General features: G+C 65.7%; 11 protein-coding genes and 1 tRNA gene. 11 read left to right on the top strand and 1 reads right to left on the bottom strand.

What is annotated here, in order from left to right; genetic code table 11:
- The first annotated feature begins 5 nt into the window (after positions 1 to 5).
- The 6 genes from L2Y97_RS13510 to L2Y97_RS13485 all read left to right on the top strand — a co-directional run bounded on the left by L2Y97_RS13510 (position 6) and on the right by L2Y97_RS13485 (position 7,490).
- Positions 6 to 434, top strand: a complete 429-nt coding sequence (locus tag L2Y97_RS13510; protein WP_247427379.1) for a hypothetical protein — start codon at positions 6 to 8, stop codon at positions 432 to 434.
- Positions 435 to 524: 90 nt separating this feature from the next.
- Entirely contained in the window at positions 525 to 1,175 is a 651-nt protein-coding gene (gene lolA, locus L2Y97_RS13505; protein WP_247427377.1) for an outer membrane lipoprotein periplasmic chaperone LolA, read from the top strand.
- Positions 1,176 to 1,274: 99 nt separating this feature from the next.
- Positions 1,275 to 4,109, top strand: a complete 2,835-nt coding sequence (locus tag L2Y97_RS13500) for a DUF2339 domain-containing protein (RefSeq protein WP_247427376.1) — start codon at positions 1,275 to 1,277, stop codon at positions 4,107 to 4,109.
- Complete coding sequence (locus L2Y97_RS13495) at positions 4,099 to 5,445, top strand: DUF3999 family protein (RefSeq protein WP_247427374.1); 1,347 nt, start codon at positions 4,099 to 4,101, stop codon at positions 5,443 to 5,445. Before L2Y97_RS13500 ends, L2Y97_RS13495 begins: the two co-directional genes overlap by 11 nt.
- A gap of 36 nt (positions 5,446 to 5,481) precedes the next feature.
- Complete coding sequence (locus L2Y97_RS13490) at positions 5,482 to 6,810, top strand: replication-associated recombination protein A (RefSeq protein WP_247427372.1); 1,329 nt, start codon at positions 5,482 to 5,484, stop codon at positions 6,808 to 6,810.
- 110 nt (positions 6,811 to 6,920) lie between these two features.
- Entirely contained in the window at positions 6,921 to 7,490 is a 570-nt protein-coding gene (locus L2Y97_RS13485) for a hypothetical protein (protein WP_247427371.1), read from the top strand.
- 18 nt (positions 7,491 to 7,508) lie between these two features.
- Here L2Y97_RS13485 and L2Y97_RS13480 read toward each other — a convergent pair whose 3' ends face one another.
- Positions 7,509 to 9,176 (bottom strand): arylsulfatase, encoded by a 1,668-nt coding sequence (locus L2Y97_RS13480; RefSeq protein ID WP_247427369.1) that lies wholly within the window; start codon positions 9,174 to 9,176, stop codon positions 7,509 to 7,511.
- Positions 9,177 to 9,401: 225 nt separating this feature from the next.
- Between L2Y97_RS13480 and L2Y97_RS13475 the strand changes: the two genes are divergently transcribed.
- From L2Y97_RS13475 to L2Y97_RS13455, 5 genes are all read left to right on the top strand, one after another.
- Positions 9,402 to 9,812 carry an SRPBCC family protein gene (locus L2Y97_RS13475; RefSeq protein WP_247427367.1) on the top strand — a complete coding sequence of 137 codons (411 nt, stop codon included), beginning with the start codon at positions 9,402 to 9,404 and terminating at the stop codon, positions 9,810 to 9,812.
- Positions 9,813 to 9,908: 96 nt separating this feature from the next.
- The gene (locus tag L2Y97_RS13470; RefSeq protein ID WP_247427366.1) at positions 9,909 to 11,444 is read left to right on the top strand and encodes an FAD-dependent monooxygenase; all 1,536 of its coding nucleotides are present in this window, start codon (positions 9,909 to 9,911) and stop codon (positions 11,442 to 11,444) included.
- Between the two features lie 103 nt (positions 11,445 to 11,547).
- The gene (locus L2Y97_RS13465; protein ID WP_247427363.1) at positions 11,548 to 14,505 is read left to right on the top strand and encodes a sensor histidine kinase; all 2,958 of its coding nucleotides are present in this window, start codon (positions 11,548 to 11,550) and stop codon (positions 14,503 to 14,505) included.
- Positions 14,506 to 14,591: 86 nt separating this feature from the next.
- Positions 14,592 to 15,872 (top strand): serine--tRNA ligase, encoded by a 1,281-nt coding sequence (gene serS, locus L2Y97_RS13460; protein WP_247427360.1) that lies wholly within the window; start codon positions 14,592 to 14,594, stop codon positions 15,870 to 15,872.
- 271 nt (positions 15,873 to 16,143) lie between these two features.
- Positions 16,144 to 16,233: transfer RNA gene (locus L2Y97_RS13455), tRNA-Ser, on the top strand.
- Positions 16,234 to 16,239: the final 6 nt, after the last annotated feature.

The following is a 16,239-nucleotide window of genomic DNA, read 5'->3' as shown; positions in this document are numbered from 1 at the left end:
CCCTGATGAACGCCCTGAAGCCGGGTGCGCTGCGCCAGCGCCCCTGGAGCCTGCTTGTCACTGGCGACCTGGCACCCACCCGCGAGGTGCTGGATGAGGTCGAGACGGTGTTCGAATTGAACCCGTCGATTCCCGGCCTGGAACTGCGCGCGGCCGATGGCGCCGTGTGCACCATCGTGCGCGAATACCCCGCCGGGCATACGGCCGAGGTGGACGACGCCCTGGAAGTCATTTTCGCCGAGCAGGGCGAGCTGGCCGAAATCGTGGTGCTGGGCCAGGAAGCCCGTCCGGCCCACGTCGCCACCCGCAACGCGCCGTACTGGCACCGCGATGGCGCGGCCATCGCCGAAATCAGCGAAAAGATGGAGGCCGGCGAGATCTCGCCGACCGAGGCCATCGATATGCTCAAGTCGCTGTTCGAGACAGATCGGTAAAACGCCAAGCGTTAAGCGTCAGCGATGTAGCCTCACCCGCAGTCACGCGCCACCCCTCGTCACACGCCTGCACCCTCAGGATCCCACCCCATGAAACGTCTCCTGCTTGCCGCCACGCTTTCGCTGCTCAGCCTGCCTGCCTTCGCCGCCGGTCCCGCGCGCGAGCGCCTGGATGCCTTCGCGAAGGGCTTGCACTCGCTGACTGGCCGTTTCAGCCAGACGCTGTTTGACGTGAATGGCGGTCCGGGCAAGACCACTACGGGAACCGTGGCCCTTGAAGCGCCGCGCCAGTTCCGTTGGGAGGTGCTGGCGCCGTCGAAGCAGACCATCGTGGCCGATGGCAGCCGCGTCTGGCTTTACGATCCGGACCTGGAGCAGGTGACGGTGCGCAAGCAAAGCACCGAAGAAGCGCAGAGCCCGCTCACGGTGCTTACAGATCTGTCGCAGCTCGACAAGGGCTTCTTCAAGGTCACCGAGCAGGGCGAGCACGATGGCATGCAGTGGCTGCGCCTTGCTTCCACGGCGAAGGACCCGGCATTCGATTACGCTGACCTGGGGTTCGACGCCACGGGCCTGGCCCGCATGGAGTTCAAGGACCAGCTGGGCAACACCACCCGCATCCTGTTCACCGGTTGGCAGAAGAACACGGCTATCCCCGCCGAAACCTTCAACTTCGTGCCGCCCAAGGGCGCGGATGTGATCGGCGACGCCCCCGTCCTGCAGACCCAGCCCGTCCATTAACCGTCGCGCACCGGCGGCTTAACAGCGGCGTTATCGAAACCGTCATGATTTCTGCCATGCTTTACCCACGACAGAGGACTGTTGGGGGTAGGCGAGGGCATGTACGTCGTTTGGGCGATCGTGGGCGCGGTGTTGGGTGGGGTCATCGGCCAGGGATTTGCCGGTGCCGCTGCCGGTTTTGCCATTGGCCTTTTATGGGCGCGTTTATCGCAGACCCGGCGTGAGCTCGATGAGCTGCGCGCGCAGGTAGGCGGTGCGTCGGCTCGGCCGACCGTTCCCGTGTCGTCGGCTACCCCTGTCCCTGCGCCTGCACTTTGGCCTGAAGATCTGCCCGAAGGCGTGTCGCCAGCCGAGATGGGGCGGCCTTTTGCAAGGCCTGGCCAAGCGTCAGCGGCATCCCCGGCTCAGTCTGCGGATACCGTTCCGTCGGGTTCGCCGGCTACCCTGTCGCCCGCCATTCCGCCGCCCATGCCAGCCGCTGCCCGCGCTGCTGCGTCGTCCGCATCGGCGTCCGCATCCGCGACGTCGACCGCCGATGCGTTCTCCCGGCCGCCGGGCGCGGCACCCGCCGCACCGGCTGGTCCCTCGGCGATCGAACGCTTGATCGATACGGCCAAGCGCTGGTTCACCGAAGGCAACGTGCCGGTGAAGGTGGGCATGCTGGTGCTGTTCGCCGGTGTGGCGGCGTTCCTGAAGTACGCCGCCGACCAGGGCCTGCTGCATGTCCCGATCTCGGTTCGCCTGAGCATCGTGGCGCTGGCCGCCATCGCGGGCGTGGTCTTCGGCTGGATGCAGCGCGATGCGCGTCGCTCGTTCGCTCTTTCGCTGCAGGGCGGTGCGCTGGGCGTGCTGGTGATGACGGTGTTCGCCGCGTATCGCCTGTACGGCTTGCTCGATCCGCTGCCGACGTTCGTGTTGCTGGTGGTGTTCGTGGGCTGCATGGGCATCCTGGCGGTGCTGCAGGATTCGCTGGCGCTGGCCGTACTCGGGCTGATCGCCGGTTTTGCCGCGCCGATCATTGCGTCGAGCGGGCAGGGCAACCACGTGGCGTTGTTCTCGTACTACGCCGTGCTGAACCTGGGCATCTTCGGCATCGCCTGGAAGAAGGCCTGGCGCATCCTCAATGTGCTTGGCTTTGTCGGGACGTTTGGTGTCGGCACCGCCTGGGGTGTGCTGGGCTACCGGCCCGAGCTGTTCAACAGCACCGAACCGTTCCTCATCCTGTTCTTCCTCCTGTACGTGGCGGTGCCATGGCTGCACGTGCTGCGTTCGCCGCGCCATGATCGCGCCATCCTCGATGGCAGCCTGATGTTCGGCACGCCCATCATCAGCTTGTTGTTGCAAGGCGCGCTGCTGGATTGGCACCCGATGCCGCTGGCGATGTCGGCGCTCGTGGCCGCCGCGTTGTACGTGGCCATCGCCTTTGCCATTCGTCAGCGCGAGGACATGCGTGTGCTGCGCGAGACTTGGGCAGTGCTCGCCGTGGCGTTTGCGACGATTGCGGTGCCACTTGCGCTCAGTGCCAGTGTGACGGCGTGCATTTTCGCGCTCGAAGGCGCGGGGCTCGTGTGGCTCGGCTTCCGCCAGCAACGCCGCCTGCCGCGCTGGATGGGTCTTTCCCTGCAGGTGTTTGCCGCGTTTTCCTGGGGCTTTGCCGATCTGTTCAATACGCACTACCTGAAGACGCCGTTCCTCAACGCCTATTTCCTGAGCGCCATGCTCATGACCGCGGGTGGCGTGGCCTGCCTGTGGCAGTACGACCGGCACAGTACTTCCAAAGGTATCGGTAGCCTGGTGCGCGTGTGGCTGCTGCTGTGGAGTGTGGCTTGGTGGCTGCTCGGCTTCAGCGCTGAGATCGATATCTTCGTGCAGCTGGATGCCGCACGCTGGGCTGCATGGATGGCGTTGCTCGCCGTGACGGGGCTTGGCCTGGCGATCGGCATCGCACGCGTACGCAAGCTGGATCTGGGGCTGATGCTGGCGTGGTCCGTGCCGCTCAGCCTGGCTGTCACTGCGGCCATGGGCCCTTACGCCAACACGTACGGCATCCAGGTGTTCGGCGGCTGGCCGCTGGCGGCGGTGGTGGTTGCGGCGGTCACTGGCTGGTTCTCGCTGCGGGCTGTCGCCACGCATGCGCTCGCGGCGATCACGGCGCAATCGCTGTGGTGGGCTCGCTGGCTGGCATGGGTGTTCGCCGCGACGCAGGTGGCGCTGGGTTTCCGACCGGCCATCGGCGATGGCTGGCAGTTACTTGCCTACGCCGCGCCCACGTTGTTGGTCACCAAGCTGGCCTTGTGGTGGCCGCGCGCCATCACCCCGCCGCTTTCGATGCATGCGCAGGGCATACGGCGCGTGGTGGGTATCGGTGGGCTGGCCCTGAGCCTGCTGATCGGCGCCTTCGCGCTCACCGTCGCCGGTAACCCGGCGCCGCTGCCGTTCATTCCGCTACTCAATCCTGTGGAGCTCGTGCTCATCGCCGTGTTCGGTCTGTTGGCCCGGGCGCTGTGGGATGCCGAAACGCCACCGGGTCTGCGCAGCATTCGCCCGGCCGTTCTCGCCGTAGCCTTCTTCATCATCGCCACCAGCATGACCCTGCGCGCCGTGCATCACCTGGGCGGCGTGCCCTGGGATGAGCACATGCCTGCCTCCAGTTTGGCCGAATTGTGGCTTACGGTGGTGTGGAGCGTCACAGGCGTGGTCGCGTGGGTGCTGGGGTCGAAGCGGGGGCAGCGGTTGCTATGGATGGCGGGTGCCGCGTGCATGGCCATCGTGCTGGCCAAACTGCTGCTGATCGATCGCGGGCACCTCGGCAACCTCTTCGGTATCGCTTCGTTTATTGCCTATGGCCTGCTTTGCACGGTCATCGGTTACCTCGCACCCGCACCGCCAAGGCAGGCAACAGAACATGCACCGGAATCCAGTCATGCGCCGTGATGGACGTATTGGCTTGTTCGTGATTTACGTGGCGGCGCTCGGCGCCGTCTTATCGCCCGCCCGCGCCGGCGATGAGCCCCAGTTCGCGTATGGCTGGCCTATCCAGGTCCCGGCGGGGGCGAGCGCCTACCTCGTGGAACTGCCGAAGGACGCCTACCGCTGGGCCCAGCCCGATGCGGGCCTGGCCGATGTGGTGGTTGTCGATGCCAAGGGCCGGGAAGTGGCGATGGACCGCTACGAGCCGGCTGCACCTACCTCGCACCCGATGACCCTGGATGCACCGCTCTTGCCGGTACCCAATGGCAGCGATGGCGTCGCCGGGCCGAGCATCCGCCGCAGCACGAATGGCGACATCCTGATCGAGCCGGGTGCCGCTCCCGCCTCGGGGCACGTGCACGAGTGGTTGTTCGATGCGCGCACGGCGATCGCCGCCGAGCGCCTGGAATTTCCGCTAACGCAGGGCGATGTGAAGCTCAGCGTGGATATCGATGCCAGCAGCAACCTGCAGGATTGGCAGCCGCGCGCCGCCGATGCATCCATCGTGACCCTGGGCCATGGCGACGGTGCCGTGGATGCCCGCGTGGTGAAGCTGGATGGCCGGGCTGCGCGCTACTACCGTGTTCGTACCAGCAGCGATGATGCCCCGTGGGCAGCCGGTGCCAAGGTCACGCTGTCCGGCAGTGTGATCGATGCGGCCGCGCGCGACGAAGCGAAGCGGCAGTGGCTGGAGGTTGCAAATACCGGCACGGATACGAGTGGTGGTGGCGTGAGCTACGACTACACGCTGCCCGCAGCGTTGCCGGTGAGTGGCATTCGCGTGGCGCTGGGGCAGGGCGACAGCGTAGCGCGGCTGGAAGTGATTTCCGTTACTGGCACGGTAAGTGGCGATAACCTCGGCACCATCGTGGTGACGCCGGGGCAGGACGACCAGCGGCCGCTCAACGTGCAGCCCCTGCGGCGCGACCACATTCGCCTGCATTCGGCGACATCGCTGCGTAGCGCGCCCAGCCTGAGTGTCGGCTGGCGCCCCGATCGCTTCGTGTTCCTGCCCGAGGGGACGCCGCCGTACCGATTGCAGGTGGGTAGCGCGTCGGCGCGCCGCGCCGCGTGGCCGGTGGTGGATGCGATGGCGGCCTTGCGTACGCGTAACGGCCCCGCATGGCGCCCCGATCCCGTCACGCTGGGCGACGCCCAGCCGCTGGCCGGTGAAAAGGCGCTGGCCACCGCTACACGGTTCGACTGGACCCGGCCGCTGCTGTGGATCGTGTTGCTGCTGGGTGCGGCCCTCGTCGCCGGTATGGCTGCCACGCTGCTACGCAAACAGCCCCCGCCCTAGACAACGCCCCTGGCCAAATCGCGCGATAATGGCGGCATGCCGTCTTATTCCTCCCCCGGCCTGTTCGCCGAACCCGAAGCCCTGAAGCCCCTGGCCGAGCGCATGCGCCCGCGCAGCCTGGATGAAATCGTGGGCCAGGTGCGCGTAGCAGGCGAAGGCAAGCCGTTGCGCAGGGCGCTGGAGGCGGGCCGCGTGCACTCCATGATCCTGTGGGGGCCGCCTGGTTGCGGCAAGACCACCATCGCCTTGCTCGTGGCGCGTTACGCCGATGCCGATTTCCGGGCGATTTCCGCCGTGATGAGCGGCCTGCCGGATGTGCGCAAGGCGCTGGCGGAGGCCGAGGGTAACTTTGCCCAGGGCCGCCGCACCGTGCTGTTCGTGGATGAGGTGCACCGTTTCAACAAGGCGCAGCAGGATGCCTTCCTTCCGTATATCGAGCGCGGCGTCATCATTTTCGTCGGCGCGACCACCGAGAACCCGTCGTTCGAACTGAATTCGGCGCTGCTGTCACGCTGCCGCGTGCACGTGCTGGATGCCGTCAGCCCGGACGACATCGTGGCTGCGCTGCGCCGCGCGCTCGACGATAACGAGCGGGGCCTCGGCGAGCTGCAGCTGGCGGTGGATGATGCCACACTGAAGTTGATCGCCTCCGCTGCCGACGGCGATGTGCGCCGCGCACTCACCCTGCTGGAAATCGCCAGTGAGCTGGCCGAGGGTGGCCGCATCGACGATGCCACGTTGGAGCAGGTGCTCGCAGACCGCACGCGGCGCTTCGACAAGAGTGGGGAGCAGTTCTACGACCAGATCTCCGCCCTGCATAAATCCGTGCGCTCCTCGGACCCGGATGCGGCCGTTTACTGGCTCACCCGCATGCTCGATGGCGGTTGCGATCCGCTGTACCTTGCGCGACGGATGACGCGCATGGCCGTGGAAGATGTGGGCCTGGCCGAGCCGCGCGCGTGGCGCATGGCACTGGATGCCTGGGACACGTACGAGCGCCTTGGCAGCCCCGAGGGTGAGCTCGGCCTGGCCCAGCTGGCGATCTGGCTGGCGATCGCGCCGAAGAGCAATGCGGCGTACATGGCTTACAACAAGGCCAGGGCCGTGGTGAAGGAGATGGGCACGCTGGAGGTGCCCATGCACCTGCGCAACGCGCCGACCAAGCTGATGAAGGGCCTGGGCTACGGCACGGGTTACCAGTACGACCACGATGCCGAGGGTGGTGTCGCCCTGGATCAGGTGTGCCTGCCTGATGCGCTCGCAGGAACCACCTTCTACGAGCCGGTCGATCGGGGGTTGGAACTGAAGCTGCGCGAGAAGCTGACGGCCTTGCGGGCGGCCAGGGCTGCCGCGCGGGGGGAGTAAGCGCTCCCCGCAGAGTGCCGGCGTCGGGGCTGGCCACCCCCGCCAAATGGCCGATGTCCATGCCGCGCTGGCCGACGTACCCTCGGGCCACCAGCCACAGGAGAGTCGTCATGCGCCTAGCTGTCGCGACCATTATCGGTGGTCTGATCATGTTTCTCTGGGGCGCCTTCGCGCACATGGTGCTGCCGTTGGGCGAGATGTCCATGCGTGCACCGGCGGATGAAAACCGCCTGCTCGATACGATGCGCACGGCCCTGCCACAACAGGCCGGGATATACGTGATCCCGCACTTCGACATGGCGATGCGTAACGACGATAAAGCCATCCAGGCGTACGTCGCCAAGACGGAAGCCAATCCCTACGCCTTCATCGTGTACCAGCCGCAGGGTCGGAACCCCATGGCTATGGGCCACAACCTGTTCCACCAGTGGCTGAGCGATACGCTGGCCGCGCTCATCATCGTGCTCGTGCTGGTCCGTGCGGGCCCCAATTTCAGTCGCGGCCTGATGTTCGGCCTGGGCTTTGGTATTTTTACGTGGTTGACGCTCAGCGTGCCGTTCTGGAACTGGTACCGCTTTCCGGCGGCTTTCACGTTTGGCTACCTGATCGAACAAGCCTTCGGCTGGCTGCTTGCGGGGGCGGCGATGGGTTGGTGGCTCGCGCGGCGCAAGCGCGTGTGACCGCCCTCCCCCTGACCGCTACGACTTCTTCTTCCCCCGCGCCACCGATGGCGGCTCACCCGTCTCCGCCGTCTCTGGCGCAACAATCTGCCGCTCGCGGTAGGCCTTGATCTCCCGCAGCGCCTTGATCCCGTGCAGTTCACCTTCCAGCACGTTGGCGGGGTTGAAGCTGGGTGCGAAGGCGCGAGGCGGAAAGGTCTTAAACGTCGCCGTGAAGGCGAACACCTTCTGCATCATCCCGTAGGCGCTGCCCACGTGGTTGATATTCCAGTCCCAGAACGTGTTGGAGGTGATGTCCGCGCGTTCGAACGGATCCTGCATGAGGTTGAAGATCTTCTGCAGCCGCAACGTGGTGAACGGCTCGGCCCACACCTGCATGGTGCCCGGGCAGCGCTGTTCGGCGAACACGTATTTGTATTCGCCCTGGCGCATGGCGACGAGGGTGCCATCGTCGTCGGTGTACATGAACTCCGTGCGTGCGCTATGCACGCCATTGTTCTTCGTGGCGGTTCCCTTTACCGAGGTGAGGAATGCCGACTGGTCGAAGCCATCGAGGTGCACCTTGTAGCCTTTGCCATTGGCGGTGTAGCCGTCCTTGAGCTTGCTCACGATCTGCGGTTCGCCCGCGATGCTGCACAAGGTGGGTACCCAGTCGTTATGTGACATGAGTTCGTTGGTGCTGGAGCCGGCGGCGATGTGGCCTGGCCAGCGGACAAGGCACGGGACCCGGAAAGCACCTTCCCAGTTGGTGTTCTTTTCCGAACGGAACCAGGTCATGGCGCCATCGGGCCAGGTATTCATGTGCGGGCCGTTGTCGGTGCTGTAGCAGACCAGTGTGTTGTCGGCGATGCCCAGCTTATCCAGCGCATCCAGCAATGAGCCCACGGTCTCGTCGTGCTCGATCATGCCATCGATGTACTCGCTATCCCCGTAGGTGTAGCGGCCGCGGTGCGCCTTGCGTACGTGCGTGCGCAGGTGCATGCGCGTGGCATTGAACCAGCAGAAGAACGGTTCGCCCGCCTTATGGCAGCGGGTGATGAAATCGATGGCGGCCTTCGAGGTCTCATCATCGATCGTTTCCATCCGCTTCTTCGTCAGCGGGCCCGTATCCTTGATGGTCTGCTTGCCGACGACACCGAAACGCGGATCCTCGGTCTTGTCATCCTTGCTGGTCGCCTTGCAGTGGAGCACGCCGCGCGGACCGTACGCCTTGATGTACGCGGGATCCTTCGGGTAATCCGGTAGCTCCGGCTCTTCTTCCGCATTCAGGTGGTACAGGTTGCCCAGGAACTCGTCGAAGCCGTTCACCGTGGGCAGGGTTTCATTGCGGTCGCCGACGTGGTTCTTGCCGAACTGGCCCGTGGCATAGCCCAGGTTCTTCAATAGGCCGCCGATCGAGGGATCTTCCTGGCTCATGCCCATCGGTGCGCCGGGGAAGCCGACCTTGGTGAGGCCGGTGCGGATGCCGTGCTGGCCGGTAAGGAACGCCGCGCGGCCCGCCGTACACGATTGCTCGCCGTAGTAGTGCAGGAAGCGCAGGCCCTCGGTCGCCAGCCGGTCGATGTTCGGTGTCTCGTAGCCCATCAGGCCGCCGGAGTAGCAGCTCAGGTTGGCGATGCCTATGTCATCGCCCCAGATGATGAGGATATTGGGTTTGGAGGCCTTGGCAGTCTTGGAGGCGGACATGGTCGCGAGTCCATCCGTTTCGGAGTGGCTGCCAGCATCAGAAGAGCGGCGGGGTGCGACAAGCGAAAATCAGGTGAGACGCGCTTCGTAGAACTACTTATGGGGTCGCACTTGCCGCCAGCAGCCGTTGGCGGCCCCTGCCAGCACAATTGCAGGCCATGGCGATTGTTTCGTAAGCAAAAATCGGCGACGGTACGAGCGCCGTTCCGTGCCCAGGATCCCGCCATGGCCCGCGTCACCGTCACGCACTACTTTCCGTACCCGGCGGAGCGCGTATTCGACGCGTGGCTTGACCAGGATACGGTCGGCCAGTGGCTCTTTGCGACGCCCGATGGCGAGATGGTCGAGGTGGCACTTCATCCGCAGGTTGGTGGCAGCTACCGCATCGTTGAACGCCGCGAAAATGTGAACGTGCTGCACACCGGCATCTACGAGCGCATCGATCCGCCCCACGACCTTGCCTTCAGCTTCGCTGTGCCGATGTATGACCCCGGTTCGGTACACGTCCAGATCCACATCGCGGCCGTACCTGGTGGCTGCAACCTGACCCTCACCCATGAAGTGCAGGAACAGTGGCTCAAACCCAGCACCCAAGGCTGGCAAACCATCCTTAGCAATCTCGAATCCACCCTGTAGGAGCGCGCTTGCGCGCGAGCCCGGGGCGCTCGACACGCCCCGTGTTTCGGCGCACATTCGGCGAAATCCCAACGTCGCCGACCGAGGTGCCCCAGCATGAACGACGTACTGATCGTAGGTGCCGGCCCCACTGGACTGGTCCTCGCCCTCTGGCTTACCGCCCAGGGCATCAAGGTCCGCATCATCGACAAGAAGGCGGGGCCGGGCGATACCTCGCGGGCCATGGTGGTCCAGGCCCGTACGCTCGAGCTGTACCGGCAGCTCGACCTGGCCGACACGTTGATCGCCCAGGGGCACCACATGGCCGCGATCAACATGTGGACGCGCGGCAAGCCGGCCGCGCGGCTGATCTTCGGCGATGCCGGTAAAGACATTTCCCCGTATCCGTACCCGCTGGTCTACCCGCAGGACCACCATGAGCGCACGCTCGGTGACCGGCTGGCGGCCATGGGGGCGACGATCGAGCGAGGCACCGAGTTGCTCTCGTTCGATCAGAATGATGATGCGGTGACATCACGCATCCGGCGCGCGGATGGCGGCGAGGAGACCTTCACCAGTCGCTACCTCGCCGCGTGTGATGGAGCACGTTCCACCGTGCGCGAGCAGCTGAAACTCGGCTTCGAGGGTGGCACGTATCGCTCGGTGTTCTACGTGGCGGACGTGAAGCTCAGTGGGCTGCAACGCCCCGAGGAGGGCCACGTATCGATTGAGCATGGCGATTTCGTGCTGGTACTTCCGTACGGCACGGAAGGCCGCTCGCGCCTGATCGGTTCGATCGATGATGCGCGTGCGGAACGTGCCGAAGAACTCACCTTCGCGGATATCCACCAGGACGCGATCAAGCGGCTCGATGTCACCGTCGATGAAGTGACCTGGTTTTCCAGTTACCGTGTGCACCACCGCGTGGCCGATACCTTCCGTCGCGATCGCGTGCTGATCCTGGGCGATGCCGGCCACGTGCACAGCCCGGCGGGCGGGCAGGGCATGAACACTGGCATCCTCGATGCGATCAACCTGGCCTGGAAGCTGGCGGCCGTGTTGCGCGATGAGGCGCCGGATGCCTTGCTCGACACCTTCGACAAGGAGCGCCGCGGCTTCGCGCATACGCTGGTGAAAAGCACCGACCGTGCGTTCTCCATGATGACCTCGGGCGGCACCGTTGCCGATTTCCTCCGGGTGAACATCTTCCCGCACATCGCCAGCGTGGCCTTCAAGGTGGAGGCCGCCCGCGAGGCGATGTTCCGGCTGATCTCGCAAACTTCGCTGGTCTACTACGACAGCGCCCTGAGCGAAGGCGAAGCCGGCGAGGTGAAAGGCGGCGATCGCCTGCCATGGGTGCGTACCGCCGGCGGCGATAACTTCGAACCGCTGCCGAGCATCGGTTGGCAGGTGCACGTGTACGGCACGCCCCGGCCCGAGCTGCGCGCCTGGTGCCTGCACCGGGGCGTGGCCTTGCGGGATTTTGCGTGGGAGCCTTCGTACGCCAAGGCGGGGCTGGCCGAGGGTGCGGCCTACCTGCTGCGACCGGATACGTGGGTGGCGGTCGCGGATGCCGAGGGCAAGGTGGAGTCGCTGGAGGCGTATTTCGCGCAGCGTCAGCTCAAGCCGCGGCGGGCGGCGCCAGTGACGTAGGGCAGGGCCGCGCAGCGGACGTGCGAATGTTACAGTCCGGGTTGGGCGACCGGCACGAAGGGGCCGGCGCTGCTTTACCACCACCGCGGGCGAGACATCCACCATGCTTTTTACGCTGCTCGGGCAGGCGCGGCGCGCACTCTGCGTGAGTGCATATAGACATCTGTTTGGCGCCGCGCTGGCGGCCCTGGCGGCGGCCGGCCCGAGCGTGAGCGTGGCCCAGGCGCCCAGTGCCACCCAGGCAGCGCCCTCGCAAATGCCCGCGTTCCTTGCGGTGGAGCAACTGCAACGCACCCTGTTCACCATGCGCGATGGGGCCCCACAAGGCATCTACGCGATCACCCAGGATCGCGATGGCTACCTGTGGGTCGGTGGCGCCAATGGCCTCTACCGGTTCGATGGCGTGCGCTTCGAGCGCATGTTCGAAAAGGCGCTGGGCGCCGACCTGATCACCACCGTCTTTGGCGACCGCGAGGGCGCGCTTTGGGTCGGCACGCTGCGTGGCCGCGTCGTCAGGATCAATCACGGCGTCGTGGCTGATGTGGAGACGGGGCACGCCCTGGTCACCAGCATGTCGCTCAGCAACGGCCCCCATGGTGGCGTATGGCTGGGCACGGCGGGTGGTCTCGTCGAGCTCACCGGCAAACAGTTCAAGCCGGTGAACGTCACCTCGGCCAAGGGTGACCGGGGCGTCTATTTCAACCTGTATGGCACCGGCTGGGATGGCTCGTACTGGGCGTTCAGCGGCAACGACGCCTACCGGCGGCGTCCTGGCGCCGATGTGTTCGAGCGCGTGGACGCCGATGCGGGCATCGCCGCGATGGCCGACTTGCCCGAGCATGCCGTGCACATCAGTGCCACGCCCACCGCCGACATGATCGTCGACCGGTACCGCGCCCTGTGGATCCCGACCAGTGATGGCCTGCTGCGCTATCACGCCGAGACGCGTGATGGCACGCGCCAACTGATCACGGAGCGGGTGCGCTTCGGCGATGGCGAGGATGTGGATGTCACCGCCGACTACGTCGACCGCGACGGCAATGTATGGGTGGCGAGTTCGCGCGGCCTGGAACAGTTCAGGGCCACGCGGTTCACGCCCGTGCCGCTACCGCAGGGGGTGTACCACCCCACTATCGTGGCCGGCGATAACGGCACGCTGTGGATCGCGAGCCGCTCGACGATGCCGCCCTTGCTCGCCGGCGCAGCCGTCGAGCCGCATCCCGAACTGGGCACGCACGTGAACTGCTTCGCCCGCGCCGCCGATGGCAGCGTGTGGATGAGTGCGGACCAGACACTGCACCGCCTGCGCGGTGGCGTGACCGAAGCCATTCCCCTGCCGCCCATGCGCACGAACGGGCGCACGGCGGAAGCGCCGGGCAGGGCCTGCCATGGCATGGCGACGGGACCCGCTGGCGACCTTTGGATGGACCTGGGCAACACCATCTGGCGCTGGGATGGCCACGACTGGGCCAACATGTTTCCCAAGACGGCGCTTTCGCTCGTAGTCGAGGCCGACCGTGCATGGATCGGCCGGCCGGGCAGCGTGCTGGTGATGTTGGCCGGCGGGAAGGAGAAGCGTTACGGCGGCGCCGATGGCGTGGAAGTGGGTGCCGTGGATGGTCTCTACGTGGGCAAGCGCGGTTTGTGGGTGAGTGGCGGCGATGGCCTCATGCTGAAGCGGGGTGAACACTTCCAGCGCATCACCGGCACGCATGGCGAACGCTACGCGGGTGCGGGTGACATGGTGGAGCGCGCGAATGGCGACCTGTGGCTGCTGACCACGCGAGGTTTGTTCCTGTTGCCCTCTGCGGAGATTGACGCCGCCATCGCGTCGCCCGGTCACGTGGTGAGCGACACGGTGTTCGATCAGGACGATGGCTTGCGTGGCACCTCCGGCACTATCCAGCTCGATCCGCTGGAGGAGGGCACGGACGGGCGCATGTGGCTCGCGAGCGAGCGCAGCGTGGCGTGGATCGACCCTGCACACATTGCCGCCGCAGCGCCCGCGCCGACTGTCGCTGTTGAAACCCTCAACGGCCAGGACCTTCGCTTCACCGGCGGCAACGCTGCGGCACTCGAGGAAGGCACGCGAAGCGTCGAGATCGGCTTCACCGCGCCCACCTTGGTCGCGCCCGCGAAAACCCGCTTTCGTTACGAGCTCAGCGGCATTGATGAGGGCTGGCAGGATGCCGGCGTGCAGCGGCGCGTGCATTACTCCAACCTGGGCCCCGGTCACTACCAGTTCCGGATCCAGGCTTCCGCTGCCGATGGCACGTGGCCGGTGGCGGCGACGACGCTGGCCTTCCGGATCCTGCCGGCGTTCTACCAGACCTGGTGGTTCCGCGTGCTGTGCGTACTGGCCCTGCTCGCCGCGCTGTGGGTGGTGTATCGCCGGCACATGGCGCGCGTTTTTGCTGCTCACCAGACCCGCCTCGAAGAGCGTGAGCGCATCGCTCGCGATCTCCACGATTCGCTGCTGCAACACTTCCAGGCCCTGCTGTTCCACGCGCATGCGGCCGGCCAACGCACCGAAGGCGCAACCCGCGAACGATTCGCCAAGGTGGTGGACATCGCCGAGGACGCCCTGGCGCAGGGTCGCGAGAAGATCATGGGGCTACGTTCGGTCAATGATTCGCTGGAGTCGTTGCCCGCCGACGTGCAGAAGTTGGCGGCGTTGATCGGTGGACCGCACGGCATGACGGTTTCCGTGGAGGTGACGGGCCAGCCGCGCGCCCTTCGCCCGGCGGTGGCGGATGAGGTGCACGCGATCGTGCAGGAGCTCGTCGCCAATGCGTTCCGGCATTCGCAGGGAAAGCGGGTGTGCGTGGCGCTGCGCTATGAACGCCAGGCCCTTCTGGCCGTGGTGGCCGATGATGGTGTTGGCATGAGCGATACCGAGGCGGCGGTGCCCGAAGGGCGCTGGGGCATGGCCGGCATGCGCGAGCGGGCCCGGGAGATCGGCGGCACCCTCGTGTTCGCACGCATCGACGAGGGTGGCACCCGTGCCACGCTGCGGGTGCCGGCCCGGCTGGCCTACCGCCGAGGCTTGGTGCTGGGGTAACCGTTAGAGTGACGAGAATCCCCGGCGGCGCGCCCCCGGGGCATTTTTTGCGATAATCACGGGTCGCAACCCACGGAACGCTCCCCATGCTGGATCCCGCACTCCTGCGCGGCCGCCTTGCCGAAACGGCAGAACGCCTCCGCGCCGCCCGTCATTTCGACCTCGATGTCGCCACGATCGAGCGCCTGGAATCCGAGCGCAAGGCTCTCTCCACGGAGACCCAGGAGCTGCAGAACCTGCGTAACACCCGTTCCAAGGCCATTGGCCAGGCGAAAGCCAAGGGTGAGGATGTGGCCCCGCTCATGGCCGAGGTGGCCGGTATCGGCGACACCCTGAAGGCCAACGAGCAGGCCCTGGCCGAGGTTCAGGCCAAGCTGGCCGATATCAGCGCGGGCATCCCTAACCTGCCGGATGCCGAGGTGGCGATCGGCAAGGACGAGACCGACAACGTGGAAATCCTGCGCTGGGGCCACGCCCGGGCGTTCGATTTCCCGGTGCAGGATCACGTGGACCTGGGCGCCCGCCATGGCTGGCTCGATGCCGATGCCGGCGCCAAGCTCAGCGGCGCCCGCTTCACCGTGCTGCGCGGCCAGCTGGCCCACCTACACCGTGCGCTCGCCCAGTTCATGCTGGACCTGCACACCACCCAGCACGGCTACCTGGAACACAACATCCCGCTGATCGTGAACGCGGATGCGATGTACGGCACCAGCCAGCTGCCGAAGTTCGAGGAAGACCTGTTCGGCGTGAATGTCGACGACAAGAAGCGCTACCTCATTCCGACCTCGGAAGTGGCGCTGACCAACCTGGTTCGCGACAGCATCGTCGAAGCCGACCAGCTGCCGATGCGCATGACCGCGCACTCCATGTGCTTCCGTGCCGAGGCTGGCAGCTATGGCCGTGATACCCGCGGCATGATCCGCCAGCATCAGTTCGAGAAGGTGGAGATGGTGCAGGTGACGGCGCCCGAGCACTCGATGGCCGCGCTGGAGGAAATGGTGGGTCACGCCGAGACCGTGCTGCAGAAGCTTGGCCTGCCGTATCGGAAGGTGATGCTTTGCACGGGCGACATGGGCTTCGCGGCGGCCAAGACGTACGACCTGGAAGTCTGGCTGCCTAGCCAGCAGACCTATCGCGAGATCTCGAGCTGCTCCAACTGCACGGATTTCCAGGCGCGGCGCATGCAGGCGCGTTGGCGGAATCCGGCTACTGGCAAGCCGGAGTTGGTGCACACCCTCAACGGCTCGGGGCTGGCTGTTGGCCGCACCCTTGTGGCTGTGATGGAGAATTATCAGCAGAAGGATGGGAGCATTGAGGTTCCCGAGGTGCTGCGGCCGTATATGGCTGGGATTGAAGCTATTAGCTAAGCAGTATCTTGCGGTAACATCGAAGCGTCCTGCCGGCGCTGTCCGGCTCTCAAGACCACCAAAGCACCGGTGGCAGGACCGGCGGGCGCTCAGGCGTGTGTCGGTTCTTCGTCCAAAGCCCCGCTTCGGCGGGGCTTTGTCTTTTCTGGGGCGTTCGTGAATGGGCTTCCGGAGCCATTCGCTAGACGGTTCGGGTACAATTGCCCGGCCGGGGCAATCCCGGCATGCCTTGCTTTACCTCCGGCTGCAACAGCGGGAGCGCTGAAAATACGGAGAGATGGCCGAGTGGTTTAAGGCAGCAGTCTTGAAAACTGCCGTAGGTGTAAGCCTACCGTGGGTTCGAATCCCACTCTCTCCGCCAAGCTGA

The sequence above is a fragment of the Luteibacter aegosomatissinici genome, from assembly GCF_023078495.1.
Taxonomy (GTDB): domain Bacteria; phylum Pseudomonadota; class Gammaproteobacteria; order Xanthomonadales; family Rhodanobacteraceae; genus Luteibacter; species Luteibacter aegosomatissinici.
This window is presented reverse-complemented; position numbering and strand designations above follow the sequence as displayed.

What these genes read in the sequence shown, in the direction of transcription:
- L2Y97_RS13510 (WP_247427379.1), top strand. Translation starts at nt 6, where the DNA reads ATGAACGCCCTGAAGCCGGGTGCGCTGCGCCAGCGCCCCTGGAGCCTG.
- lolA (WP_247427377.1), top strand. Translation starts at nt 525, where the DNA reads ATGAAACGTCTCCTGCTTGCCGCCACGCTTTCGCTGCTCAGCCTGCCT.
- L2Y97_RS13500 (WP_247427376.1), top strand. Translation starts at nt 1,275, where the DNA reads ATGTACGTCGTTTGGGCGATCGTGGGCGCGGTGTTGGGTGGGGTCATC.
- L2Y97_RS13495 (WP_247427374.1), top strand. Translation starts at nt 4,099, where the DNA reads ATGCGCCGTGATGGACGTATTGGCTTGTTCGTGATTTACGTGGCGGCG.
- L2Y97_RS13490 (WP_247427372.1), top strand. Translation starts at nt 5,482, where the DNA reads ATGCCGTCTTATTCCTCCCCCGGCCTGTTCGCCGAACCCGAAGCCCTG.
- L2Y97_RS13485 (WP_247427371.1), top strand. Translation starts at nt 6,921, where the DNA reads ATGCGCCTAGCTGTCGCGACCATTATCGGTGGTCTGATCATGTTTCTC.
- L2Y97_RS13480 (WP_247427369.1), bottom strand. Translation starts at nt 9,176, where the DNA reads ATGTCCGCCTCCAAGACTGCCAAGGCCTCCAAACCCAATATCCTCATC.
- L2Y97_RS13475 (WP_247427367.1), top strand. Translation starts at nt 9,402, where the DNA reads ATGGCCCGCGTCACCGTCACGCACTACTTTCCGTACCCGGCGGAGCGC.
- L2Y97_RS13470 (WP_247427366.1), top strand. Translation starts at nt 9,909, where the DNA reads ATGAACGACGTACTGATCGTAGGTGCCGGCCCCACTGGACTGGTCCTC.
- L2Y97_RS13465 (WP_247427363.1), top strand. Translation starts at nt 11,548, where the DNA reads ATGCTTTTTACGCTGCTCGGGCAGGCGCGGCGCGCACTCTGCGTGAGT.
- serS (WP_247427360.1), top strand. Translation starts at nt 14,592, where the DNA reads ATGCTGGATCCCGCACTCCTGCGCGGCCGCCTTGCCGAAACGGCAGAA.